Genomic DNA, 23,264 nt, shown 5'->3' with positions numbered 1-23,264 from the left:
CAATTTTTATTTATTGGTTCTCCACTTGATTGAAATATTCATGAACCCTAAAAAGCAACTCCGCTAACTGATTGCTTTCCTCTTCGCCTAAGTAATCAATTAGTCCAAGAAAAGTTTCAGAAAACGCCTTTCTTGCTCGTTCTGTTTCCTCGAGCCCTGCTTCAGTCAGACTGATTTTAACAGCCCTCCGATCCTCTGGATTAATGGTCCGCTCAATGAAACCATCTTTTTCTAGAACATTAATGATTTGTGTAACGGTTGGAGGTGTCACCTTCAATTTTTGACTTATTTCCGAAACCTTCATCTCGATGCAGTTTTCATTTGCCCGTTGAATAAGTGCAAGGACTCTAAATTCGCTAGGGTTAAATCCACCTATTTTCTTTTCATGCCATCCAGTTTTACGGAATTGCTGAAAAGCCTTAATTAATTTTTGAGCGGTTTCGCTCTCAAAATGAGCCACTTTCAATCACCTCAATTTATTTACCTGCCTAATAGTTAGGTAACTTAATTATTTATAAACTTAAGTATATTCCGCTGTTCAGTTTGCGTCAATTTTTAACCAAAAGAAAAACACAGAAGATCTCTCCTGTGTTTTAATTCTCTTTATAGATCACTTAATTATGATGGTTTAACTTCTGCTTTAAAAAGCTTCCATTGACCACGATCGTAGTACCAGATGGATTCCACATAAGCGATGGTATCTGCATTAGCAATCCCTGTTACTTTTTGTTCACCTTTTAAACCTATTCTTTGGTTATCGATTTGGATAGGCTCTACATGGTTATAGGTGTTTACCGTTAATTCCATTGGTTCATTTAGCTTTCCTCGATAGTAAAAACCAAGTTTTTTATAATATTCTTTTCTATTTTTTAAATCAAATTGATAAGACTTACCCGTATTATGGAGTTTTATTTCTGCTTTGTAACCATTCTTAAATTTAGCATCCATCTCTAACGGCTCTGGAACTGTTAGGTCTGTTCGAACGAAGTTTTTTAAGCTATACAAATAGTTTATAACATCACCCGAGCTGTCACCGGTTAATACATTAGCAAATAGATCTTTCAAACCATCATGGTTTAAATCCACTAGCTTCAGTGATGCCTTAGAACCACTTTCCAATGGAAAGCTATAGGTTCTGCCATTTGATGCTGATATTTCAATATAGATTCTTTTTAAGTAGGACTCATCCTCTTGATCAGCTACCCCTTTTAACATGATGGTCTCATTTTGCCCATCGCCGGTCAAATCTGTTTCCTGTTTAGAAATAGTAACCGCCTTGTGATTTTCTTCAATCGCGTAAACACCGGTTATCATTGTTAGTGATATGAGAAAAAACGAAACAATGACCAGAAGCATCTCTTTTTTCATCCAGTTCCCCTCCACAATCTTTTGTTAGCTATTATGCCCAGTTTTGGGAAAAAGATGAAAAAAGGAACCTCTTATTTTCTAGAGGTTCCTTTAAAAAGATTATTCTGTTACAGTTTCGGCTGCTTCCACTTTCCAAACAGTTGTAACTTTCCCGTTTTCATCTTCATCAAGGATAAACGAACCGTTTGAATAGCGGTCACTAAAGCTTATATCCCCAGTTTTTACTGTTTCGGTATATCCTTTTTCTGTTTGAATAATAATGGTATCTTGTTCATTTGCAACTGCAAAGCCTGTGATGCGATGCGGCTTGGATTTTAGTTCCCTTAGAATGACCACCCCACGCTTCGCACGGGAGGTTTTCTCAAACTCTTTTAATTTCATGCGTTTTAAAGCACCGCGCTGTGTAGCTACAACAATGGATTGACTGCTGTCTGGTGAAATCAGCTTACCGCCAATCACATAATCGTTTTCTTTTAAGTTAATCCCCTTAACACCAGCAGCCCGCTGCCCGACAATACTAATCTCTTCCTCATGGAACCATAAAGAATAACCCATATTGGTTACTAAGAAGAGTTCTTTATTACCATCGGTTAGATGGACATCAACAACTTGATCATCATCCTTAAGATTTACAGCTACAAGCGGTTTGGAGTAGCGCTGAGCTTTGTAAGCCTTCAACTCTGTTTTCTTAACCATACCATTTTTCGTAACAAAAACAAGATAGGAATTTAGTTCAAAATCTTTGACAGCAATCGCATGAATAATATCTTCGTCACGATCAATTGGAATAATGTTGGCAATATGCTGCCCAAGATCCTTCCAGCGGATATCCGGAAGCTCATGAACAGGACAGAATAAGTAGTTCCCTTTGTTGGTAAAGAGCAATAAAACATCTTTTGTATTCATATCTAGTTGGGATAGAATACGATCCGATTCTTTCATTGCCAGGTCTTGTCCGCCGGATGCAGCGAATGAACGTTGACTTGTCCGTTTCACATAACCCTCTTTCGTAACTGTTACAATCACATCTTCACTTGGAACAGTAACATCAAGATTGATTTTGATTTCTTCAATCTCCGCTTCAATTTTGGAGCGGCGCTCATCAGCAAAACGCTTCTTCACATCTTTAAGCTCTTTTTTTATAACAGAAAAAAGTTTCTTCTCACTGGCTAAGATGCTAGTCAGTTCTTCTACTTTTTTCGCTAATTCTTCGGCTTCATTACGTAAAGCTGTAATATCAGTGTTGGTTAAACGATATAGCTGTAAAGATACAATGGCTTCTGCCTGTAATTCAGTAAATCCATACTTAGCGATTAAGTTATCTTTCGCATCACGTTTATCCTTAGATGCACGGATCGTAGCAATAACTTCATCAAGAATGGATAAAGCCTTCATTAAACCTTCAACAATATGCTGGCGCTCTTTGGCTTTATTTAAATCATATTGGGTTCTTCGCGTAACGACTTCTTTTTGATGTTCGATATACGCATCTAATAACTCTCGAATGCCCATAAGTTTTGGGCGTTTGTTATAAATGGCAACCATATTAAAGTTATAGGTTATTTGAAGGTCACTGTTTTTATATAAAAAGTTCAAGACACCTTCTGCATCGGCATCCTTTTTTAACTCGATTACGATTCTGAGTCCTGTTCGGTCCGTTTCATCGCGTACTTCAGACATACCCTCAACTTTACGGTCAAGACGGAACTCATCCATCTTCTTTACGAGATTGGCTTTATTAATTTCGTATGGAATTTCCGTGATAACAATTTGCTGCTTCCCGCCGCGAACCTCTTCGATTTCCGCTTTTCCACGGACAATGATTTTGCCTTTACCAGTTTCATAGGCTTTTTTTATGCCTTCAAGACCTTGAATAATACCACCAGTAGGGAAATCGGGGCCTTTAATCACGGTCATTAGCTCATCTATCGTTACATCTGGCTGATCCATTCTCATTATCACACCATCAATGATTTCTCCAAGATGATGGGGTGGAATATCGGTTGCATATCCGGCTGAAATCCCGGTAGACCCATTTACGAGTAGGTTAGGGAACATCGCTGGTAAAACAGTTGGTTCTTTAGATGTATCATCAAAGTTTGGGATGAATTCAACTGTATTTTTTTCAATATCTCTTAATAATTCCGCTGATATCGCGGATAATCTTGCTTCAGTGTAACGCATCGCTGCTGGCGGGTCGCCATCGACACTACCATTGTTCCCGTGCATTTGAATAAGGACGTTTCTAACTTTCCAATCCTGGCTCATCCTCACCATGGCTTCGTAAACAGAAGAATCACCATGGGGGTGATAGTTACCAATTACATTACCGACAGTTTTAGCCGATTTACGAAAGTTTTTATCAAATGTATTTCCTTCGACATGCATCGCATAAAGGATTCTTCGTTGTACAGGTTTTAGCCCATCTCGCGCATCAGGCAAGGCACGTTCTTGGATAATATATTTACTATACCGACCAAAACGATCCCCAATTACATCTTCTAGAGGTAAGTCCCGGAATTTTTCAAGTGCACTCATCCTTCAGTAACCTCCTCTGAGACTGTTATATTTTCATTTTCTAAAATGGTATCATCTTCTTCTAAACCAAATGCGACATTGCTTTCAATCCATTTACGGCGTGGTTCAACCTTATCACCCATTAGTGTCGTTACGCGGCGTTCCGCTCTAGCAATATCATCGATTTTAACGCGGATTAATGTCCGTGTTTCTGGGTCCATGGTGGTTTCCCATAATTGGTCAGCATTCATTTCGCCAAGACCCTTATAACGCTGAATGATATAGCCTCTTCCCACTTTTTTTATAGCTCCTTGAAGCTCTTCCTCGTTCCAAGCATATTCGATGATTTCTTTTTTACCTGAGCCCTTGCTTACTTTGTATAAAGGCGGCAGGGCAATAAACACTTTGCCTGCTTCGACAAGAGGCTTCATGTAGCGATAGAAGAAGGTAAGTAATAATACTTGGATATGGGCGCCATCTGTATCGGCATCTGTCATAATCACAATTTTGTCATAGTTGATATCTTCAACGGTAAAATCTGCGCCAACGCCGCCGCCAATCGCATGAATAATCGTATTGATTTCTTCGTTCTTGAAGATATCAGAGAGCTTAGCTTTTTCAGTATTGATAACTTTACCTCGGAGTGGAAGGACAGCCTGAAAGCGTCGGTCGCGGCCCTGTTTGGCAGAACCTCCCGCTGAATCACCCTCAACTAGGTAAAGCTCATTCTTTTGCGGATTCCGTGATTGCGCTGGTGTCAGCTTTCCAGATAGGAGTGTTTCACCACGTTTCTTCTTTTTACCGCTTCGTGCATCTTCACGGGCCTTTCTTGCTGCTTCACGAGCCTGAAACGCTTTTATTGATTTTTTGATTAATAACGAGCTGATATCAGGATTTTCTTCTAGGAAGTAGGAAAGATGTTCAGAAACCACGGAATCAACGGCTGATCTCGCTTCACTTGTTCCGAGTTTTCCCTTGGTTTGTCCTTCGAATTGGAGCAGTTCCTCCGGGATTCTTACGGAAATAACCGCCGATAATCCTTCACGTATATCGTTACCGTCTAGATTTTTTTCCTTTTCCTTAAGTAAGGCAACCTTGCGGGCATAATCATTGAACACCCTTGTCATGGCCGTTTTTGCGCCGGCTTCGTGTGTACCGCCATCTCTAGTTCTTACGTTATTAACAAAGGATAAGACATTTTCTGAATAGCCGTCATTAAATTGGAACGAGAATTCGACTTCAATCCCATTATGATGACCTTCAAAGCTGACAACTGGATGAAGCGTTTCTTTATCCTCGTTAAGGTATTCAACGAAAGCCTCAATTCCATTTTCATAGTGGAACACTTCGTGAATGTCATTTCTGTCATCAATAATCTCTATTTTTAGTCCTTTTAACAAGAAAGCGGATTCTCTAAGCCTCTCAGATAGTGTTTCGAGATTATAAGTGGTGGTCGAAAAGATGGTTGGATCCGGTTTAAAGTGGATAGTTGTACCCGTTTGATTGGTTTTTCCAATTTTTTCAAGGGTGGTTACCGGTTTTCCTCCCTCTTCAAAACGTTGTTCATAAACGAAACCGTCTCTTTTAATAGTTACGGTTAACCATTCAGATAATGCATTTACAACTGAAGCACCAACACCGTGCAAACCACCGCTCGTTTTGTATCCGCCTTGACCAAATTTACCGCCGGCATGGAGCACAGTTAAAATAACCTCAGGCGTTGGTTTACCCATTTTATGCATACCTGTAGGCATTCCTCTACCCTTATCCATAACACTTATGGAATTATCTTTGTGTATTTTTACAATGATTTGATCTCCAAATCCACCTAGTGCTTCATCGACTGAGTTGTCAACGATCTCATAAACAAGATGATGAAGACCGCGTGAATCGGTGCTGCCAATGTACATACCTGGACGCTTTCGAACCGCCTCAAGACCTTCTAGTACCTGAATGGCATCATCATTGTAATCAAATGCTTGCTGGTTTCTTGCCACTAAAATACCCCTTTCATACCAAAAAAACATAATGGCGTTCGCCGCCATCTTCTAAGAATTATTAGTTTAACATTCGTTTAAAAGAATCATTTATCCTTTAAAATTATCCAATAGAACTAATGTTTGCCACCCTTATTTTATCACAACTTCATGTGGCGTCTATGCTTTATTGTAGCGATTTATTTGGATTTGGCAAATATGTAATTAAAAACAACATATTTTTGTAAAACAATTTTAGCGATTTTTATGAGTTGAAAAAGAAAAAAACTGCTAAAAAATAGCAGTTTTTTATCTTGTTATCGCATATTCAATTTTAATGCAGCGGTCCATAATGACTGTATATCCTTTTTCCTTTAAAAATTGATAAGCTTCTTCATTCGCAAGTCCTAGCTGGGCCCAATAAACATCGGCATCTATCTCATCAAATTCTTTCGCTACGTCAAGTAATTGCTCGGAGCGGCGGAACACGTTGACAATATCTATATGCCCCTCAATATCCTTTAACGAGGCAACTGCTTTTACCCCTAAAACTTGATCAACGGTTGGATTAACTGGAATGATTTCGTATCCTGCATTTTGCATAACCTTTGATACTTGGTAGGATGCCTTTAAAGGATTATCACTTAATCCTACAACTGCAATTCTTTTGGCCTTATTTAAGATAGCACCGATTTCTTCACGGCTTGGATTTACAATTGCCATATTTACCACTCCTTGGATTTGCTAATAATATTTTACCCCTTTTGAATATAAAAAACATAATAAAACGCTTGCAAGAAGGAAAAGTGCAGGCGCCTTGAAAAAAACGTAAAAGCTCCCTTGTGTTTCTGGAGCTTAATCTTAGGAAACAGAGATTAATTCTGGCTGAACAGTCACTTGTACCTTAGGGACAGAAAGAACAAACCGGGCACCACTATCGTAGTTATCAGCCATCACTAATCCATTCATATTTTCAAGAATCATTTTTGCCATGTAAAGACCTAATCCTGTTCCATTCGGTCTTGTGGTGAAATAAGGATCAAAAATTTTGTCAAGCAGAGAGAGATCAATACCACCTGCATTATCGGTCAACTCTGCTTGAACAAATTCTTTTGTTTCACTTAATTGAATCCTTATAGTACGATTTTTAATATCCTTTTGTACAAAGGCATCCCGGGCATTGTTTAAAATATTCAACACCACTTGACTATACTCGTTAGGAAAACCGTAAGCCATTAACTCTCCGCGGTATTCAAATTCCAATTGAATCCCATAATATTTAAGGCTGGATGAAAAAATCGACAAAGCATCCTCAATTGAACTGCCAATGGAAAAAGGGGCCTTTTCGTTATTGGGTTTATAGAATTTCCGAAAATCATTGATGGTACGGGACATGTGCTTGATCTGAATCATACTTTCCTTGGTAAAGTTGTCAATATATAGTTCATCAAGCTGACCAAACTCAAACTCTTCACGTACATCCTGTATAATAAGAGATAAGCTGTTTAACGGCTGCCTCCACTGATGACCAATGCTTGCAATCATCTCGCCCATTGCAGCAAGCCTTGAATGCTGGATGAGGAGATGATCCTTTTGTCTGTTTTTTTCAACCTCTTCTTGGATCTTTTTTTCTAAATTCTTATTAATTGCTTCGTACTTTTCTGCTAAATCTCGATAGCTTTGTTCACTTTCCTTCAGCTTCTTCAAGAGCCCGCGGCTCTTTTTGACATACAAGGCAATGATCAATAGAATGTAACCAAACACCAATGCTAAGGTAATATATACTAATATCATTGTGCAGCCCCCCTTAACGTTCTTTGGTGTATAATGTTACACGATTTCGTCCATTGTTTTTTGAATCAGCGAGGGCTTGCTCGGCTTCTGAAATCAGTTCATTTTTTGTTTTTCCTGGAGCAAATTCAGTCACCCCGAAGCTTGCGGTAACGTTGCCAATATGAAGAAATTCATATTTTTCTATTATCGAACGGATGGAATTCGCCAGTAACATGGCATTCTTTCCATCTGTCTCAGGAATAAGCAGGATAAATTCCTCGCCGCCCCATCGGGCAAACATATCACACTCGCGAATCCGCTGCTGGACAATCGTAGAAACTGTGATTAACACCTTATCTCCTGCTGTTTGACCAAATTGATCATTTAGAGTATGAAAGTTATCGATATCCATTAGAATAAGGGAAAAGGCTCGATCAAAACGTTCGGCTCGCCTCATTTCACTGGCCAATATTTCCTTAAATTTTTGGCGGGTATAACTGCTCGTTAAAGGATCGAGCATGGCTAAATGCTCCCTTTCCCGGCTTTCTTTTTCTAAATCTGTTATATCTGTTAGGACAAATAGGGTTTGTTTCGTGCCCGGGATCTGTCCTGCTTTCATTACGTAGTTATAATCGTTACCAAGTGGTCCCTTCCAACGGACTTTAGCCACTTTTCTCTCATTTGCAAAAAATTCTTCCATCCAACGACCTTTATCTTTTGGATAAAAATAGTGTGGATCCTCAACAAAAAAACTGGAAAGAAACTGACTTTGAAAACTTGTTTGATTATTTTTGGGTATCCCAATCCCTGTTATATTTGTAAAAGCTTGATTCCACTCAACGATTTCTCCATTCTCAATGACGAAGATGAGGTTATCTTGAAAATCTAAGATTGAACGGGTTAATATCTTTTGTTTCTCTAGTTCTTTTTCCAACTGAATTTGGTAAACCGATTTTTGGATTGCTTGCAGCAGTAAATCCAAGTCAATCGGTTTTAAAATAAAATGATTTACATTGTTTTCAATCGATTGGACAAAAAAATCATTATCCTCATGAGCGGTTGTCACAATCACTTGGACCTTTTCGTTTTGTGTACGGATTTTTTTAATCATTTCTAAACCGCTCATTTGGTTCATTTTTATATCAGCAATAATTAAATCTGGTTTATATTTCTGATAGAGTTGTAATCCTTCTACGCCATCTATTGCCACATGAATGTGAGCAAAGCGGCGATTAAGAACCCGCAGCAGTTTTTCGCGGGAAAACTTTTCATCTTCCACATATAAAACTCTAATGTCTGGATATTGGTATTTAAGATATTGCAGAACACTTCTTGCCATTCGATCTTCACCTCGTTCCGAAGTTAGTAATTAATTTATGTAAGAAAATAAAACCGACCATATAGGGTTTCAACCGGTCGGTTCTTTTGGCTGTTTTCTTGATTTTTCTTTATTATAGGTTCACATTTTTCGCCATTCAATCTCTATATCAACCTTTACTAAATTCTCCATAGATTTGTAATAAATTTGACTATAATTGTTCTAACTTTAGCCTTAAACAGGAAAAATAGCACAGGATAAATACACTATCTATTGTTTTCCACATTATTTCTATTCTCAAATATACTTATCTTGAAAGGTATAGTACTTTTTCGTAATTCCATGGTAAAATAAAAGGACTGGATCTTTTATTGAAGGAGAAATTGTTAATGGTTCAAATTATCTTGGTCTTAATCCTTGCCTATTTGCTAGGTTCTATTCCATCTGGCTTAATAGTCGGGAAGACATTCTACAAAATCGATATCCGTGAACATGGCAGTGGAAATTTAGGGGGTACGAACACCTTTCGAACACTCGGGGTAAAAGCAGGCTTAGCGGTAACCCTCGCTGATATTCTGAAAGGAACGCTAGCGGCTGCTCTGCCTTTAATCTTCCATCTTGATATGAATCCATTGTTGGCTGGGGTTTTTGCTATTTTAGGACATACCTATCCAATTTTTGCGGGTTTTCGGGGTGGTAAAGCTGTTGCAACATCTGGTGGCGTTTTATTGCTAGCTGCACCGTTAATGTTTTTGACTGTTTTAGCGGTATTTTTTATTAGTTTATACATAACCAAATATGTATCGCTATCCTCTATGATTGCAGGTGTTACAGCTGTTTTGTATGCGGTTATTTCGGGGGTGGCAAGTAATTGGAACATCCCGTTACTTATTGTGGTGGTATTGATGGCAACGTTTGTCATATACCGTCACAGAGCAAATATTAAAAGAATTATGAATAAAACAGAACCAAAAATTAAATGGCTATAAAGGGACGCTAGTCTCTTTATAGCCATTTTTTTGATATGAGATAAGTATAAAAATCTTCGACTTTGAGAATTGTCCAGCTACAGCGCCTAGCCCCTCGATGGTCTACAGCCAATCCGTCCAAAAGGTTAAAGAACAACCTTTCGGCCGGCTCGTCTTATGCTTGTCGGGGCTGATCAAGGCTCTTACGCTTTTCTTATACACGAAGCAGCTGAAATCGTTTGTTGCCTAATACATCTTCAACAAAATCCAGTTTCGTATGATCGAAGTAAACCATATCTTTTTCATGAATAATGATAATAAGGTCGTCAAATGTGTAGGTACGATCTCCGCTAATTTTCCGCTCTTCCAGAGACAGATTAAGTTTAGGACCGCCTCAGCCAATTCCCATAGTTAATCGCAGGAACAAATGTTCATCCTCTGTTTTTTTCTCTAGTTTAATGGTTTCAGCTAATTTATGGTAAGCACTCTCTGTAATCTTAAACATGTCCTAATCCTTTCTAATCATTTTTAGTAAATTCCAATGAATAATTTTAAAATTATCCTTAAATATAATATAGTATGATCAAGGAATATAAAAAATAATTTCCATTGGTTTGGTTAATAAGGAGATTTTATGCGAAAAAAGGTGATTTTACCTTCCATCTTAATCATTTTTTGTAGTATTGCCATAGCTGTTTTTCTCATCTTTGAACAAAAGCAGTCTTCCATTCAGGAAACTAAAATTTATCGTGTCCAAAAGCATTCATTGAGGCCTATATTTGATGTTAAAAGAGACCATCTTACTGTAAAAATAACTATTGGAGCCATCGGGGATATACTTATTCATAACCCGGTATACCAGGACGCTTTCAATGGTGCCGGTTATAATTTTGACGCTATGTTCGAACCAGTGAAATCCATGCTGGAAAAACCGGATATCCTGACGGCGAACCAAGAAAGTATTTTAGGAGGATCGGAACTTGGCCTCTCCGGGTATCCGATGTTTAACAGTCCACATCAAGTAGCAGATGCGCTTGTACATACAGGAGTGGATATCGTCTCAACAGCTAATAATCACTCTCTGGATCGAGGGGAAAAAGGAATCCGCTCAGAATCGGCCTATTTAGAGCAAATTGGTTTACCCCATGTTGGCAGTTTTATTGATGAGGCGGACCATCAAAAATTACGGATTATAAATAAAAACGGGATAAGAATTGCCTTTTTATCCTACACCTATGGAACAAACGGAATCCACATTCCAAAAGGTAAAAACTTTTTGGTTAATATCATTGATAAAAATGCCATGAAAGAAGAGATTCATCGGGCAAAAAGTAACGCCGACGTAGTGGTAATGAGCCTGCACTGGGGCAAAGAATATCAACGCATCCCGACAAAAGACCAGAAGGATCTGGCACAGTTTCTTGCAAATGAAGGAGCAGACATCATCTTTGGCTCCCATCCTCATGTCCTGCAGCCCATGGAATGGATAAAAACGAAGGATGGAAGGAAATCCTTTGTTATCTATTCATTAGGTAATTTTATTTCCGCCCAGCATGGGGATTACAAGGATATTGGAGGATTGGCCACAATTGATATCATCAAACAGTTCTCTAATAATAATAGTAAGCTAGAAATGACCAACCCTGTTTTCACACCAACGTATGTATCAAACCAGAAAAATCATCATTTCGGAATTGTTCCGTTAGATAAGGCAGAAAATTATGGGCTGGCAAATGCAAAAGCAAAATATAATGAAATTCAACATCATATGTATCAATGGCTCAAAGATTAGGCACACTTATAGATTCATTCTTAAGTGTGCCTACTCTTTTTTTGCCAGAGATGCTCGGTTAAGCCCTCTTTTTGTAAAATTTCCGTTTGCCGCTCACCTAGGAGATCAAAATGAGAATAGCCATCCTTACGGTGATGAATCCATTCCTTCCTTAATCCGTATCTTTTACCCCATTCCGCCAACTTTTCAAGGTCTAGACACCCCACCTTAGTGACCGTCTTACATTCTGGAAAGCGGTCGTCGAGCCAATAATGAGTTAAAAACGCAATTTCACCTTGATCAATTTTCTTTTTCCACTCGATTAGCTCATTTCTTTTAATTCCGAAGGCCACGTAATCACCCCAAATCATGTTGACAATTCAGAAGTTCCAAAGAAACTTATTTTTTTTTAATTTCCTCGTATTTCAAAAACCATTCTGGAAAAGCCCGCTTAAAAGAAGTTGGCTTAAAATTATCTTTCTTTACAATGATGTGGGTCGAAGTTCCTCCAGCACATACTTCATTATTACCGTTTACAATGGTATAGGAATAAATGGTTTTAATTCCATCATTTAAGGAAACCCATGTCTTAACAAACGCTTGATCTCCATACCTTAATGGTTTTTTATAAGTAATCTGTATATCGTAGACTGGTGCGTAATAGCCAGACTCTTCCATAGCAAGATAACTATAGCCTATGTCTTCGATAAAGCCAGTCCGGCCAAGCTCGAAAAATTTTAAATAATTAGCATGATAAATTACGCCCATCATATCTGTGTCTGCGTAATAAAGTTGAATTTCCCTTGTCGAGACAAAATAGTTTTCCACAGGTAAACGTTCCTTTCCTTCATCAATAGGTGGAAGTCTTTTCTAATGCCTTTTTAACATCTTCCACTTCAAGATATGTTGCTTTTTCTAAGAGACCCTCTTCTTCGTCACCATCCATTAAACGTAAGGCTTGAGCCTGAATCATTTCATCTACTAAATTGGTAGCAAATCGGCCATTCCCTGAAAAGTGCTCAGTTTCCAATGTTTCAAGCAGTAAGCTCTTTGCATCCTCTGTAAGTTGATATTGAAACTTTCCCGCGTAATTTGACATAATTTCAAGTAATTCCTCATTTGCATAGTCCGGGAATAGGAAAAACTTTTTAAAGCGGGAGCGTAGGCCTGGATTGCTTTCAAGTAATTGGTCCATTTCATTAGGGTAGCCTGCTAAGACGACCACTAAATTTTCATTTTGCTTGGTCATTTCATCAACCAGTGTATCAATAACTTCCTTTCCAAAATCACCTGCAGTTTGACTAATTAATGAATAAGCCTCATCAATGAAAAGAACTCCGCCCAAAGCTTCCTTAATTTTTTGCTTTGTTTTACCGGCTGTCTGTCCAACGTAGCCAGCAACAAAATCAGCCCGGCTTGCAACAATGAGATGGCCCCTTTTTAAAATGCCGCATTCTTTTAAAAACTCCGCGTAGATTTTTGCCACAGTTGTTTTTCCTGTCCCTGGATTTCCTGTAAAAACGGCGTGCAGTTGAATCGGTACGGTTGGCAGTCCCTGCTTCCTTCTGAATTGCTGCATTTTAACAAAGGAAATCAGCGTTTTAAGCTCTACTTTTAATGAGGTTAAACCGATTAATTGATTCAACTGATCCTGCGGTGTTTCGGTCACCGTCTCTTTCTCCGTTTGAAAGTCCTCTTTATCAAGCAGCATCATATCTACTATGTCACCGTTAACTGCATGACTTTCAGCACCCTTTTTAAAAATAGCATCTAAGACAATGTTGTGAACGGTTCTTGCGTTCCCGAAGGTATCATCGACCCGTTCCTTTTCGAGACGACGATCAATTTCTTTTTTCGAATCCTCTGTAAGCAGATAGTCGTTTTCAGCAGCAACGACCTCAGCGATCTGAATTAACTCTTCATTGGAGTAATTAGGCAGGTGAATAAAATTGGACTGTGGAAACCTGCTTCGTAATCCAGGATTAGCATTTAAAAAGGAACGCATCTCATCTGGATATCCGGCTAAGATGACAGCGAATTTCCCGCCGTATTCATTGCTTGTCATTAAAGAGACGAGCGTATCAATGGCAGCCTGTCCATAATCGTTCCCAGTTTGACCTTCACGTTTTAAGCTATAGGCTTCATCGATAAATAAAACGCCCCCAATCGAGCGTTCAACGACTGAACGAACATTTTCCTCCGTTTGTCCGACAAAGGAACCAACTAGCTGTGATCGATTTGTTTCAATGACTTCCTCTCTTGGTAAAGCACCGAGCTCATGATAAATTTTAGCCAATAACCTTGCCAATGTTGTTTTCCCTGTACCAGGATTCCCTGTTAAGATCATATTAAGACTAAGCTCGTCTTTAATCTGAAAGCCTAGTTCTTTCCGTTGTTTTTGGTACTTTAAAAACCGATAGAAATCATTCACGCGTTTCTTAACTAAATCCATCCCAATCATTTTTTGCAGCTGATCCAATGCATTCTCAGACTCAAATCTTGGTGTTTCTTCCTGAACAAATTGCTGTTCCCATTCTTGTTTAATTTGGTCTAAGTTGGACATGTGTAATTTCAAATCATCATAGTAAGTAGAGGTATGAAAAACACCAGTGATGGATTGGTTATACTCCTCGGCTGCTTTTAACAAACTGGCTGTTTCCTCAATTGCAGTGGAAAGCAATTCAGAAAGTTTTTCATATCGTTCAAGAAGCTCTTTCATCTCCATTTTGGAGGCAATATCAATCATTTTCTGCACTTCAAGCTGTTGCTCGTCCGCCTCATATAAAAAGTTTTGACATACTTCAATATAGTCTTCTGCTGTTTTCTTTTTAGCGGTACGATTATCGGTTTCCCGCATGGAAGGAAAAGCTAGCGGCGTTAGTACTTCTCTCAACTTTTTCCAGTCAGATTGCACGGTATATTCTTTAGCCCTTTGGTTGAGTGGATTTAATTTTAATGCCTTCTCCAGCCAAACACCGGCAATGGAGTCCTCCTTATTATGATGGAGTCTGGATAAAGCCCCAAATGTTAACAGTTTTGATAAAATAACAGGATTCGTTTCATAACGAAGCGCGGATAGTAACTTTGCTTCTTCTGAAATGATACCTGTTTCATTCAATTCATGTTCCCACTGTTGAATTTGATCCTGGGAAGATAAACGATTGGTTTCCAATTGATTCAAAATCATCACTCTTCTATTTAAATTTCTTTTGTTGCAAGTTTTACTCACTATCTTACCATACTAAGTTTCCTATATAAAATGAGAGGTCTTAAAGAAATCTCGCCGAAGGGTTTCCAGTTAAGTGGCAAACAATGAGAAGCTGTGTGCGGTGTCTCTTTTGGCAAGGCTGCTTTTTCTTTAGGGGAAAAAGGACCCGTTTCGTATATGAACAGGTCCTTTGATTTGGGGCATTAATTAACCTTGATTTTTGGCTTCATCTTTTACTTCAGAGCGGAAAGAAGCAATGCTTTCACGTCTGCGTTCATTTTTTGCGTGGATTTGTTCTTTTTGTGTTTCGCTATCCGTAAAAGCAAGCGATTCTTCCGCAGCTTCCATATTTTCAATAGTATTGTGGATCATTGATTGAAGTTTTTCAACGTTATCGCTGCGGTCATCAGGATTTGGTTTGTTGTTATAAGTCATCGTCAAAATCCTCCTAAAGGTGTTTTTGGTACAGATATAGTTTGTTTCTGTACCTAAATACTTATTCAAGGAGTTTTAAACGTTGATTTAATAGGCTTTTAGAGTGATAGATTCATAAAAATAGGCGCATGTATCTGTACCTAAAACAAGCAATTTTCGGGGTTTTATGTACAGAAATAACACGAAAAGTTATATATTCAAAATTGTTTTCTAAATTAAAAATGAATATTTCCCAAAAATTAACATTCGCAATTTTGCATCCACATTGTTCTAATCCTTCGCCAAGTTTTCGTGGTCAGCGGCAGTAGGAGGTTGTTCCATCCAACCCTTTTCTATTAAAATATTCATCCCATCTTCAGCGATTAAAGCAATTTCCATATTCATTCGAGCGTAATCAGCGGACAAGTCTCTTCTTTGACACATTGATAAAGCCTCCCCATAATAACCAAGTGCGGCAGATAGTAGTGTTGCTATATGGAAAAGCATAAGCTTATCAGAAAAGGGAGGTACGGTTGAATCGGTTACTTCTGATTCAAATATCCTTGGTTCATGGAGATTCTCCTCTTCTAACATTAAACCTAGTATATGAAAGTGTCTTTTACAAAGTTTTCGAGCACGTTCGAAATACTCTCGTACTTCTTTAGATTGGCATACTTGACTGAATCCTAACTCTAAAACCATTTTCACCATAGTTTTTTGCATATTCAGATGTGCACCACTGATTTCGATTGCATTTATCGGTCTTCGCTTTCCGAACCAACCAGTTATATAGTTTTGTTTCCTAATAAAATCAATCTTTTGTTTGTTATTTAATGTAGGCGGCTTACTAAGAATTCCCTTAGATAAAGCGACGGTAGTGACCCTATCATATAATTCCAACGTTTGAGAAGTACATTCAATAAGATATTTTCTGACATCTTCTCGAATACAAACGCTTGTTGCACCAGCATATCTCGTCAAACCGTGTATCGCCATAATTTGCAAATAAACAACCTTAAATGTATCCGTAAATAAAGTAGGGGCATTTACGGTTACATCTTCATCTGTGAACCCTATTGGAATAGGATAATTTTCTTCAGTTAAAAACTGTTTCACTTTTTCTATATGGGTTTGTGATAATTCTAAGGCAAATTGAATTACACCACGAGTGTTTTCATCCTTAGCATCATTTAACAAGTAGCGAAGAACACAACGTGACATAGTATCATTAATATATTGCGACCAGATGATACCATATTCTGAAGCATTAATTTTTTCTTGGTTATTGATCTGTTCCATTTTTTTATCCCTCCTAACTTTTTATAAGTAGGTTAACCAATAACAAAAATTTTATTTGTTTCTAAACTAATTCATGAATAATTATCCTATTTCGCAGCTTGAAGGTAGTTTGCAAAAAAACAATTTTCTTGTTCAGCAAAAGTGGACTTTTGTTGAACAAGGAGTTGCTGTGGCAGCATTCTTTTTTATTGACGGAGCAGTTTTGTTATAAAAGAAACTTAAAAAGCAAGCACAAAGTGCTCACTTTTTTTAACAATGTGGTAAGAACTATATCAGGAATACCTGTCCCCTATGTTAAAGTTGGCATACTCAGTGATGAAGATAACTTAACGCTTATCTTTTCAATTAAGAAATATATTCTAACCAACACTCTAATTAGGGCTGTCATTATGACTCTTAATGAAGTATTCAAAAACATCCCTCCACATTGAACTTTAGTGTTATTAAACAATAACACTAAAGTTATTATACCCTTTAAAACATATCAATACTTTTTCCTTGGTTGTTAATTCGTATATAGAAGTAATAAATTTTATCTTCTCAGAAGTTTTTAACTGGTGATACTTAATGCATAATAAAAATTACACTTGGCTCTTTTTATTTTGAAAAAGTTTTAACTTTGTAAATTTGTGTTTTGCTATCCTATCCTACCCCTACAGGGATTATTTCTATTAGGATCATGGTCCTTTGCTTACTCTAAGCTATATTTATATTATGTAAACTGGAGAGGATAAAGTTTTCACTTATTATAAAACGGATTTACATAAATATGGGGATGCCTTTAGATAATATAGAAGAATATGAATTCCTTTTTAATAGGGAGGTGATTAGATGTTCTTCAAAAGACGAAAGCTTAGAGATAAAGAAGACAAACAAGCAGTAACTGAGAATTCACAAGATATTGAAGAACTGTTTGCTAAGGCCAAAAAATCTAGTGATTTTAAACAATTTTCCCTTACGGATGAATTGGGACATTTAATCATTTCATACTACAATACACTGATCGATCAACAACAACTCCAACTGAAAATTTTACTGATTTTCCGAGAGACCCCTTTTGTACTAGACAGGCTAGAGAAAATTGATGACATAAAGAAAATCATCGCAATAGAAGATATTGTAATAACGGACAATCGGAACGAAGCTGAATCAAAGTTACTTAAAGGGTATGCGATACTTCAAATGAAGGAAAATGATCAAAGGGTTGCTTTAATTCTCTTATCTAATGATAAAGCTGGATTGCGTGAACAAAATAGCGTTGAAAATGAGTTTAGTGTGGTGGGGCCACAAATTGGGTTTCTTGAGAATATTGATGTAAATATACATTTATTAAGACAACAATTAAATACAACTGATCTAATTACGAAGGAAGTAAACATTGGTTCTACTTCAAATACTCGAGTTATTATTGCTCATATTGATGGGATTACGAATGAGCAGCATGTTAATACCATGACCCAACGGCTTCAAGATATTGATTTTGATGTCATTTTTGATACTGCTCTGCTGCATCAATTTATAGAAGATAATTCCCATACACCGTTTCCTTTGCTTCTTCCAACTGAACGTTTGGATAGGGCGGTTCAAGCTCTTATTAACGGACAAGTAGCTGTTTTTTGTAGTGGGTCGCCATATGTCATTACAGGTCCTTCTACGATCATTGATTATTTTATTTCACCTGAAGATTACTTTCTCCCATGGATTCTTGGATCTTTTTTTCGTTTAATACGGGTATTCAGTGTCCTTTTCTCCATTTTTGGAACATCTATTTATATAGCCGTTATCACCTACCATTACGAAGTAATTCCAAACGATTTATTCGGTTCACTTAGTTATTCTCGTCATAATGTTCCGTTTCCTCCGGTATTTGAGGTGGTTTTTTTGGAATTCACGATTGAACTTTTACGTGAAGCTGGAGTACGGTTACCTACTAAGGTAGGACAAACATTGGGAATAGTGGGCGGTATTGTTATTGGCCAAGCTTCAGTTGAGGCGTCACTTACAAGCAATGTCTTACTCATTATAGTAGCCTTATCAGCCTTAGCTTCCTTTACTACCCCTATTTATAAAATGTCGAACACGATACGTTTTTTACGTTTTCCTTTAATTATCGCCGCGTCTATTTGGGGCGGACTAGGTATCGTTATTGGGATTGCCTTTTTAATCGTCCATCTTACACGGTTAGAATCATTAGGAACACCCTATACCGTTCCATTTTATCCTTTTAGGCCTCAAGATTTGAAGGACAGCATTATCCGTTCCTCTTATAGTGAAACTGCCAAAAGGCCAAGTTATTTACGTCCTAAATCAATTTGGAGATACCATCCATATAATCACAAAAAAAAGAAAAGTGATTTTGATGAATGATCAGAAAAGGGTATTAGAGGTGAAGTATGAAATCATTTTTTCTGTTAACTTTTATCCTAATTTTCTTCTTATCAGGGTGTGAAAATCAAAGGATCATTGATGAAGTTCAGATTATAGAAACCCTTGGATATGATATGGAAAAAGACAAAGTGAAAGGAATTGTTATCTATCCTACATTTGCGGAAAAAGGAATGCCCAAATTAAAAAGCTTTAGAACCGTGTCTGATTCGTATGAAGATATTCTTCCGAGAATGAATTCAAAATCTGCATTTCCCGTTGAAATAGGAAAATTAGATTTTATATTGTTCGGCAAGGAATTTGCAAAACAAGGGATTGATGATGTTTTAATTAATTTTAGCAAAGACCCGATTGTTGGGAGTCGAATGCAGTTGAGCATAGCCGAAAACACAGCTGAAAAAATACTTAAATCAAGTCAAGATGTGAATCTTTCATTCCATTTAAGTAATAAAATTAATCAGAACATTGAAAAGGGCAATTTGCCAAAAACAAATTTGCACGTATTTTTGACAAATCTTTATGCTGAGGGGAAGGATCCATTTTTACCTTACTTAATCCTGGAGGAAGGTCAAGTCAAAATTGACGGGTTAGCCTTATTAAAGAAAGGTAAGTTTGTAAATAATATTAATTTAAGGGAGTCATTTATTATGAAAATATTACATGATGGCTCAAAAAGTGGACAATATAAAACAAAAATTAAGGTTCACAACAAGGCTGGTTATATTTTATTGACAAGTCTGGATGCCAAAGCTAAATATACGGTTGACAAGAGCGAAAGTATTCCACGTATATTGATCGATTTAACCATCGATGCAGAGGTTAAAAATTCCTCATCTTGGTTTGATTTAAGCACCAATAAAAATCGCCTAAAAATGGAACAGATTTTAAATGAACACTTTAATGAAGAAGTTCAACGTTTAATTTCGTTGTTACAAGGATACAACGTAGATCCACTTGGATTGGGAGACAAGGTTAGAGCCACATCAAGAAATTGGGACTATCAACGTTTTAAGGACATATACCCTGATTTAAAAACCACTGTACACACAAATGTTAGCATCCTAAATACGGGTATTGAAGAATAAGTCTGCATTTTTCCGAGGTGAACTATGTGAAAACTATACTCAACGAACAATATTTAATATCTCCTTTTTACGTTTTCTTTCTGATCTACTCGAATATTATTGGCGTAGGAATCATGGGTTTTCAAAGAGATATAACGAAGGATGCTGGTTATGATGCATGGATTTCCATCATTTTATCTGGTGTAAGCATTCATATACTAGTTTGGATGATCTATCGTATAGTTGGAATTACTAATAATGATATCATACATGTTCACCAATTTTGCTTTGGAAAATGGATTGGCGGACTGTTCAACATTTTTGTAATCTTCTACTTTCTTGTATTGGCTTTAATTGTTTTCCTTGTTTATATTGAGGTTGTTCAAGTTTGGCTGTTTCCCTTAATGAAGACCTGGCAAATAAGCTTCATTCTTCTAGTCCTCGTTTATTACATTGTATCCGGTGGATTCCGCGTGATTACTGGAGTGTGTTTCTGGGGAACTATCATACCTTTTGTTATACTGATGCCCCTTAATTTTTTTGCATTAGAATTTGCCAATCTCAATCATTTATTACCCTTTTTTAATCACTCTGTTAAGGAAATAGTATTATCATCGAAAGCTATGGTGTTTCAGTATCTAGGCTTTGAGACCTTATTCATGTTCTACCCATTCATAAAAAATCCAGAAAGATCACAAAAATGGGCCCATTTTGGACTTCTGCTTTGCGTCTTTCTATATCTTATAGTAGCACTCATCACATTTGTCTACTTTAGTGAAGGGCAGCTACCCAATACGATATGGCCGACGTTAGTTCACATGAAAGTTGCAAAATTTCCTCTAATAGAAAGAGTCGAATTTATTGTTGTTTCGATTTGGTTACTTCTTATATTACCCAATATCAGCGTTAAAATATGGGCAGCTTGCCGTGCTATTAAGAAAGTAATAAATGTGAAACAACGTATAAGTCTGTTCATTGTACTGGTCCTATTCTTTATTATAGCTAATGTGCTCAAAGAGAGGAATCAAATAGAGCAATTGAATGAAAAGTATTCAAACATTGCTTTTTACTTTGTGTATCTATATATTCCTTTTCTCTTTTTGTACATTCATATTAAGCATAAAATAACTAAGTAGGATAGAAAGCTTCTAGAAACTTATAATACAATCTGGACAGATCGTTTCGTAAGGATTCAACAGAAAAGGTCAGTAGTTACATTTGGGAAGGGGAACCATTCCAAATCACAGAAATTACAATGGATGATCCTAAACTAAGTGAGGTTTTAGTTCGCCTTATTGCGTCGGGGATTTGTCACACTGATGTTCTAACACCAATCAAGCTTATCATTATATATTTCTCCATTGGTTCTTGTGAATTTAGGTATCATAACGTATTTTGTTGGTTTGAAGTGAATTTGTGGGTTTGTAGGAATGGGAGTAAGGAGGGTAAGTGCAATTATACTTGGAATAAGCCTAAGAATCTTAGTTTTAATATTAATTACAGATTCAAATAAGAAAAGAAAATTGAAGAGAACCATTTGATTGATTAATCATGTTCTTCTTAAACTAACAGGCGCTTTACCTCAATAAGAAAAAGCATTATCGTTGTTCCAGTAATGCCCCCGATAGTTTTAGTGGAATACTTCACAATCTCCATCACTGTTTTCAATATCTTTTGTACCTTATTATAATAATTCCGCATATATAACTTGAAGAAACTGCCATTGAATATGGCATAATTTTCCTTCCATAGAACACACTACAATTAAAAATTTAGGAGGCTATAATTCGGCTTTAACAAACCCTTTAAGTTAAATGCCAAAACAATTCTCGTATCGTAAATAAAATAAATTTAGTTGCTGGATATATGTATTGCAAAATTTTTTAAAAATTTATTCCATCTAGAACCTGTAAAGCACCCCCTTCATTCGCTCTTGGATCGCTCCCGTTCCGTTTCGACCCTTAATAAAATATCCCGTTCCACTTTTAAAATCTATCCTGTGACGTCTCATGGTTGTTCTCTGTGATCTGTTTTCCTATCTACTACAAATAAAAAATAGATACCTTGTTTGGGTATCTGTTATTGTTCCTGTTTCTTTTTGGCTCTGAGTAATGTACTCTTACTGATTCCAGTTAATGATTCCACTTTATATGAATGAGTATTCGGTAATATTAAAGCATGTTCTATCTGTTTTTTACTAAATTTGTTCGGTCTTCCTTCTCTAAAATCTTCCCTTTGTTTTGCTATTGCTTTTCCTTCCTGTGTTCTTTCTACAATCATAACACGCTCAAATTCCGCAAATGATGACATTATATTGAAGATTAATCTTCCTGTCGGTGTATTTTCTACCAACCCCATATTTAATATGTGTACCTTTCCCCCTTTATCAAACCAATAGTTTGATGGTTTGGATTCCATCAACTGTAGAACGTGCGAATCTATCCTGCTTAGTAACAACTAATGTATAACCTTCTTCTAATAGTGATAATACTTCTTGAAATACTGGACGATCTGTTTTTGTTCTTGTGAATTTTTCACTGAATATCTTAACACATCCTTCATTTTTGTGCCTCCTTAGTAATGTTGATATATCTATAACATGAATAGCTTTTGTACCCCAAAAGCCTTTTATACCAACGTTTTAGCACCATTCGAAATAGTTTGTAACGGAAAGCAGATTTTATCACAGGAGAATCGATGGAAAGTTAAAACAATAAGACCCGCTCAGTAACCACTGGCGGGTCTTCGATGCAATAATTTATTCACCTTTAGTTTGAATGACCTGTGCATGTTTGCCAGAGGTATCATTCATTTTTTTTCCATTATTACCACTAAAGCCCCTTGGTTGTGTTCCCAAATGGCTTGGTGAGAAATGTTTAAAATCTTTTTTTGGATTACTCATGTTCAATCCCCCCTTATTAACATTTTACCCATAAGGAGGGGAAGCATGATTGGAAACAATTGTGATTACTCAGCTTTGCCGAGGCGCTTTTCTTCTAAACGCTGTTCAATTTTTTCCATTGCAACACGATCTTTTAGTAATTGTGATTTATTTTCTAATACAAGTTCTGCAAATGAGCGTTTTCTAGGTTTTCTCATCATTATCACCTTCCTTATTTACTATTGTAACAGTTATTATTCCCGGAAACGCTTGCAATTATTACAACTTTTTGAAAATTATTTAATTTTATAAAAAAAAAGAC

General features: G+C 36.9%; 19 protein-coding genes and 1 pseudogene. 5 read left to right on the top strand and 15 right to left on the bottom strand.

What is annotated here, in order from left to right; genetic code table 11:
- Window positions 1–10: 10 nt before the first annotated feature.
- The 7 genes from CVD27_RS01390 to CVD27_RS01360 form a co-directional block, all read right to left on the bottom strand.
- Window positions 11–460, bottom strand: coding sequence for a MarR family winged helix-turn-helix transcriptional regulator (locus CVD27_RS01390; protein WP_101646106.1), 450 nt, complete (start codon window positions 458–460; stop codon window positions 11–13).
- Between the two features lie 158 nt (window positions 461–618).
- Window positions 619–1,368, bottom strand: a complete 750-nt coding sequence (locus tag CVD27_RS01385) for a hypothetical protein (protein WP_101646105.1) — start codon at window positions 1,366–1,368, stop codon at window positions 619–621.
- A gap of 99 nt (window positions 1,369–1,467) precedes the next feature.
- Window positions 1,468–3,906 (bottom strand): DNA topoisomerase IV subunit A, encoded by a 2,439-nt coding sequence (gene parC / locus CVD27_RS01380; protein WP_101646104.1) that lies wholly within the window; start codon window positions 3,904–3,906, stop codon window positions 1,468–1,470.
- A complete protein-coding gene (gene parE, locus CVD27_RS01375) occupies window positions 3,903–5,882 on the bottom strand; it encodes a DNA topoisomerase IV subunit B (RefSeq protein ID WP_101646103.1) in 1,980 nt (659 codons plus the stop codon). Before parE ends, parC begins: the two co-directional genes overlap by 4 nt.
- Window positions 5,883–6,170: 288 nt before the next feature.
- On the bottom strand, window positions 6,171–6,584 hold the full coding sequence (locus tag CVD27_RS01370) for a CoA-binding protein (protein ID WP_101646102.1): 414 nt from the start codon (window positions 6,582–6,584) through the stop codon (window positions 6,171–6,173).
- 138 nt (window positions 6,585–6,722) lie between these two features.
- Entirely contained in the window at window positions 6,723–7,655 is a 933-nt protein-coding gene (locus tag CVD27_RS01365; protein WP_101646101.1) for a sensor histidine kinase, read from the bottom strand.
- 13 nt (window positions 7,656–7,668) lie between these two features.
- Window positions 7,669–8,973 (bottom strand): GGDEF domain-containing response regulator, encoded by a 1,305-nt coding sequence (locus CVD27_RS01360; protein WP_101646100.1) that lies wholly within the window; start codon window positions 8,971–8,973, stop codon window positions 7,669–7,671.
- A gap of 368 nt (window positions 8,974–9,341) precedes the next feature.
- Between CVD27_RS01360 and plsY the strand changes: the two genes are divergently transcribed.
- Window positions 9,342–9,941 carry a glycerol-3-phosphate 1-O-acyltransferase PlsY gene (gene plsY, locus CVD27_RS01355; protein WP_101646099.1) on the top strand — a complete coding sequence of 200 codons (600 nt, stop codon included), beginning with the start codon at window positions 9,342–9,344 and terminating at the stop codon, window positions 9,939–9,941.
- A 613-nt stretch (window positions 9,942–10,554) separates the two neighbouring features.
- Window positions 10,555–11,712, top strand: coding sequence for a CapA family protein (locus CVD27_RS01350; protein ID WP_101646098.1), 1,158 nt, complete (start codon window positions 10,555–10,557; stop codon window positions 11,710–11,712).
- 20 nt (window positions 11,713–11,732) lie between these two features.
- Here the strand turns inward: CVD27_RS01350 and CVD27_RS01345 are convergent, their stop codons facing one another.
- The 5 genes from CVD27_RS01345 to CVD27_RS01325 form a co-directional block, all read right to left on the bottom strand.
- Window positions 11,733–12,044: a hypothetical protein gene (locus tag CVD27_RS01345; protein WP_101646097.1), complete on the bottom strand. Its 312-nt coding sequence runs from the start codon at window positions 12,042–12,044 to the stop codon at window positions 11,733–11,735.
- Between the two features lie 46 nt (window positions 12,045–12,090).
- Window positions 12,091–12,519, bottom strand: coding sequence for an acyl-CoA thioesterase (locus CVD27_RS01340; protein WP_101646096.1), 429 nt, complete (start codon window positions 12,517–12,519; stop codon window positions 12,091–12,093).
- Between the two features lie 22 nt (window positions 12,520–12,541).
- Window positions 12,542–14,878 (bottom strand): AAA family ATPase, encoded by a 2,337-nt coding sequence (locus CVD27_RS01335; RefSeq protein ID WP_101646095.1) that lies wholly within the window; start codon window positions 14,876–14,878, stop codon window positions 12,542–12,544.
- Window positions 14,879–15,106: 228 nt separating this feature from the next.
- Window positions 15,107–15,334, bottom strand: a complete 228-nt coding sequence (tlp, locus tag CVD27_RS01330) for a small acid-soluble spore protein Tlp (protein ID WP_101646094.1) — start codon at window positions 15,332–15,334, stop codon at window positions 15,107–15,109.
- A gap of 270 nt (window positions 15,335–15,604) precedes the next feature.
- On the bottom strand, window positions 15,605–16,612 hold the full coding sequence (locus tag CVD27_RS01325; protein ID WP_101646093.1) for a DUF3231 family protein: 1,008 nt from the start codon (window positions 16,610–16,612) through the stop codon (window positions 15,605–15,607).
- Between the two features lie 831 nt (window positions 16,613–17,443).
- On the opposite strand from CVD27_RS01325, the gene CVD27_RS01315 reads away from it, so the two are divergent.
- Genes CVD27_RS01315 through CVD27_RS01305 form a run of 3 tightly spaced genes read left to right on the top strand, consistent with a single transcriptional unit; the run spans window position 17,444 to window position 21,197 of the window.
- On the top strand, window positions 17,444–18,979 hold the full coding sequence (locus CVD27_RS01315) for a spore germination protein (RefSeq protein WP_101646091.1): 1,536 nt from the start codon (window positions 17,444–17,446) through the stop codon (window positions 18,977–18,979).
- 26 nt (window positions 18,980–19,005) lie between these two features.
- Window positions 19,006–20,082, top strand: coding sequence for a Ger(x)C family spore germination protein (locus CVD27_RS01310; protein WP_101646090.1), 1,077 nt, complete (start codon window positions 19,006–19,008; stop codon window positions 20,080–20,082).
- A 17-nt stretch (window positions 20,083–20,099) separates the two neighbouring features.
- A complete protein-coding gene (locus tag CVD27_RS01305) occupies window positions 20,100–21,197 on the top strand; it encodes a GerAB/ArcD/ProY family transporter (RefSeq protein WP_308301705.1) in 1,098 nt (365 codons plus the stop codon).
- Window positions 21,198–22,140: 943 nt separating this feature from the next.
- Here the strand turns inward: CVD27_RS01305 and CVD27_RS01300 are convergent.
- From CVD27_RS01300 to CVD27_RS01290, 3 genes and pseudogenes are all read right to left on the bottom strand, one after another.
- Window positions 22,141–22,666: pseudogene (locus tag CVD27_RS01300) on the bottom strand (recombinase family protein).
- A 153-nt stretch (window positions 22,667–22,819) separates the two neighbouring features.
- Entirely contained in the window at window positions 22,820–22,963 is a 144-nt protein-coding gene (locus CVD27_RS01295) for an acid-soluble spore protein N (protein ID WP_101646088.1), read from the bottom strand.
- Window positions 22,964–23,028: 65 nt separating this feature from the next.
- On the bottom strand, window positions 23,029–23,160 hold the full coding sequence (locus tag CVD27_RS01290; protein WP_101646272.1) for an FbpB family small basic protein: 132 nt from the start codon (window positions 23,158–23,160) through the stop codon (window positions 23,029–23,031).
- Between the last annotated feature and the right edge of the window lie 104 nt (window positions 23,161–23,264).

It is taken from the genome of Neobacillus cucumis, assembly GCF_002860255.1.
In the GTDB taxonomy this organism is placed as follows: Bacteria; Bacillota; Bacilli; order Bacillales; family Cytobacillaceae; genus Neobacillus; species Neobacillus cucumis_A.
The sequence above is the reverse complement of the archived record's forward strand: the minus strand, read 5'-3'. Positions and strand labels throughout refer to the sequence as shown.

What these genes read in the sequence shown, in the direction of transcription:
- tlp (WP_101646094.1), bottom strand. Translation starts at nt 15,334, where the DNA reads ATGACTTATAACAACAAACCAAATCCTGATGACCGCAGCGATAACGTT.
- CVD27_RS01290 (WP_101646272.1), bottom strand. Translation starts at nt 23,160, where the DNA reads ATGAGAAAACCTAGAAAACGCTCATTTGCAGAACTTGTATTAGAAAAT.
- CVD27_RS01295 (WP_101646088.1), bottom strand. Translation starts at nt 22,963, where the DNA reads ATGAGTAATCCAAAAAAAGATTTTAAACATTTCTCACCAAGCCATTTG.
- CVD27_RS01310 (WP_101646090.1), top strand. Translation starts at nt 19,006, where the DNA reads ATGAAATCATTTTTTCTGTTAACTTTTATCCTAATTTTCTTCTTATCA.
- CVD27_RS01365 (WP_101646101.1), bottom strand. Translation starts at nt 7,655, where the DNA reads ATGATATTAGTATATATTACCTTAGCATTGGTGTTTGGTTACATTCTA.
- CVD27_RS01385 (WP_101646105.1), bottom strand. Translation starts at nt 1,368, where the DNA reads ATGAAAAAAGAGATGCTTCTGGTCATTGTTTCGTTTTTTCTCATATCA.
- parC (WP_101646104.1), bottom strand. Translation starts at nt 3,906, where the DNA reads ATGAGTGCACTTGAAAAATTCCGGGACTTACCTCTAGAAGATGTAATT.
- plsY (WP_101646099.1), top strand. Translation starts at nt 9,342, where the DNA reads ATGGTTCAAATTATCTTGGTCTTAATCCTTGCCTATTTGCTAGGTTCT.
- CVD27_RS01335 (WP_101646095.1), bottom strand. Translation starts at nt 14,878, where the DNA reads ATGATTTTGAATCAATTGGAAACCAATCGTTTATCTTCCCAGGATCAA.
- CVD27_RS01370 (WP_101646102.1), bottom strand. Translation starts at nt 6,584, where the DNA reads ATGGCAATTGTAAATCCAAGCCGTGAAGAAATCGGTGCTATCTTAAAT.
- CVD27_RS01325 (WP_101646093.1), bottom strand. Translation starts at nt 16,612, where the DNA reads ATGGAACAGATCAATAACCAAGAAAAAATTAATGCTTCAGAATATGGT.
- CVD27_RS01315 (WP_101646091.1), top strand. Translation starts at nt 17,444, where the DNA reads ATGTTCTTCAAAAGACGAAAGCTTAGAGATAAAGAAGACAAACAAGCA.
- CVD27_RS01350 (WP_101646098.1), top strand. Translation starts at nt 10,555, where the DNA reads ATGCGAAAAAAGGTGATTTTACCTTCCATCTTAATCATTTTTTGTAGT.
- CVD27_RS01360 (WP_101646100.1), bottom strand. Translation starts at nt 8,973, where the DNA reads ATGGCAAGAAGTGTTCTGCAATATCTTAAATACCAATATCCAGACATT.